This is a genomic window from Streptomyces tricolor, assembly GCF_002155905.1.
Lineage (GTDB): Bacteria > Actinomycetota > Actinomycetes > Streptomycetales > Streptomycetaceae > Streptomyces > Streptomyces tricolor.
The window spans coordinates 1-1,248 of sequence record NZ_MUMF01001031.1 but is presented as its reverse complement, the minus strand read 5'-3'; the positions used below and the strand labels follow the sequence as shown (position 1 = coordinate 1,248).

Below are 1,248 nucleotides of genomic sequence, written 5' to 3'. Positions count from 1 at the left end.
CCGGAACCGGCACCACCCATGGTGAAGGAGGGGCGCACGACGACCGGGTAGCCGCCGAGGGTCTCGACACCGGCGAGGACGTCGTCCATGGAGTGGCAGATGACCGAGCGGGCGGACTCGCCGTGTCCGATCTTGCGGCGGACCTCCTCCACGACCTCCTTGAACTGGTCGCGGTCCTCGCCCTTGTGGATGGCCTCGGGCTTGGCGCCGATCAGCTCCACGCCGTACTTGGCCAGCACACCGTTCTCGTGCAGCGAGATCGCGGTGTTCAGGGCCGTCTGGCCGCCCAGGGTGGGCAGCAGGGCGTCGGGACGCTCCTTGGCGATGATCTTCTCGACGAACTCGGGGGTGATCGGCTCGACGTAGGTGGCGTCGGCGATCTCCGGGTCGGTCATGATCGTCGCCGGGTTGGAGTTGACGAGGATGACACGCAGGCCCTCGGCCTTGAGCACCCGGCAGGCCTGGGTGCCGGAGTAGTCGAACTCGGCGGCCTGGCCGATGACGATCGGGCCGGAGCCGATGACCAGGACGGACTGGATATCGGTGCGCTTAGGCACGCTGGCCCTCCATCAGGGAAACGAAACGGTCGAAGAGGTAGGCGGCGTCGTGCGGGCCGGCTGCCGCTTCGGGGTGGTACTGGACGGAGAAGGCCGGCTGGTCGAGCAGCTGCAGCCCCTCCACGACGTTGTCGTTGAGGCAGACGTGCGAGACCTCGGCGCGGCCGAACTTCGTCTCGCTGACCTTGTCGAGCGGCGCGTCCACGGCGAAGCCGTGGTTGTGCGCGGTGACCTCGACCTTGCCGGTCGTACGGTCCTGGACCGGCTGGTTGATGCCCCGGTGGCCGTACTTCAGCTTGTAGGTCCCGAAGCCCAGCGCACGGCCGAGGATCTGGTTGCCGAAGCAGATGCCGAACAGCGGCGTCTTGCGCTCCAGGACGGCGGTCATCAGCGCGACCGGGCCGTCGGCGGTGGCCGGGTCGCCGGGACCGTTGGAGAAGAACACCCCGTCCGGTTCGACGGCGTAGACGTCGTCGGCCGTGGCGGTGGCGGGCAGGACGTGCACCTCGATGCCGCGCTCGGCCATCCGGTGCGGAGTCATCCCCTTGATGCCGAGGTCGATCGCGGCGACCGTGAACCGCTTCTCACCGATCGCCGGAACGACGTACGCCTCCTTGGTCGCCACCTCCTCGTAGAGGCTCGCGCCCTTCATCTGCGGCTGGGCCTGCACGCGCGCCAGCAGCTCCGCCTC

2 protein-coding genes are annotated in these 1,248 nt (G+C 68.8%); both read right to left on the bottom strand.

The genetic code is table 11. The annotated features are described in order from the left end of the window. The coding region (locus tag CCN44_RS42535) for a carbamoyl phosphate synthase preATP-grasp domain-containing protein (protein ID WP_462509677.1) at positions 1 to 557 on the bottom strand (557 nt) is incomplete at its 3' end. Beyond that, positions 550 to 1,248 (bottom strand): carbamoyl phosphate synthase small subunit (locus CCN44_RS42530; RefSeq protein WP_107502190.1); only part of this gene is annotated, 699 nt, incomplete at its 5' end. The genes CCN44_RS42535 and CCN44_RS42530, both read right to left, overlap by 8 nt.